Origin of the sequence: Pseudoalteromonas sp. Angola-7 (assembly GCF_028599255.1) — a bacterium.
In the GTDB taxonomy this organism is placed as follows: domain Bacteria; phylum Pseudomonadota; class Gammaproteobacteria; order Enterobacterales; family Alteromonadaceae; genus Pseudoalteromonas; species Pseudoalteromonas atlantica.
On record NZ_JAQREL010000048.1, the window covers coordinates 1 to 479 of the forward strand.

1 protein-coding gene is annotated in these 479 nt (G+C 46.1%); it reads left to right on the forward strand.

The genetic code is table 11. The annotated features are described in order from the left end of the window. The coding region (locus PSH50_RS21030) for a GTP-binding protein (protein WP_273588146.1) at positions 1–479 on the forward strand (479 nt) is incomplete at its 3' end.

Here is a 479-nt window from a genome sequence, read left to right on the forward strand (position 1 = left end):
ATGGCAAAAGAAAAGTTTGAACGCGTAAAACCGCACGTAAACGTTGGTACAATCGGCCACGTTGACCACGGTAAAACTACACTAACTGCAGCAATCACTAACGTACTTGCAAAAGTATACGGCGGTGTTGCTAAAGATTTCGCATCAATCGATAACGCTCCAGAAGAGCGCGAGCGTGGTATCACAATCTCAACTTCTCACGTTGAGTACGATACACCAACTCGTCACTACGCACACGTAGATTGTCCTGGACACGCCGATTATGTTAAAAACATGATCACTGGTGCTGCTCAAATGGACGGCGCTATCTTAGTAGTAGCTGCGACTGACGGCCCTATGCCACAAACGCGTGAGCACATCCTACTTTCTCGTCAGGTTGGCGTACCTTACATCGTTGTATTCATGAACAAATGTGACATGGTTGACGACGAAGAGCTACTTGAGCTAGTAGAAATGGAAGTTCGTGAACTTCTTTCTGA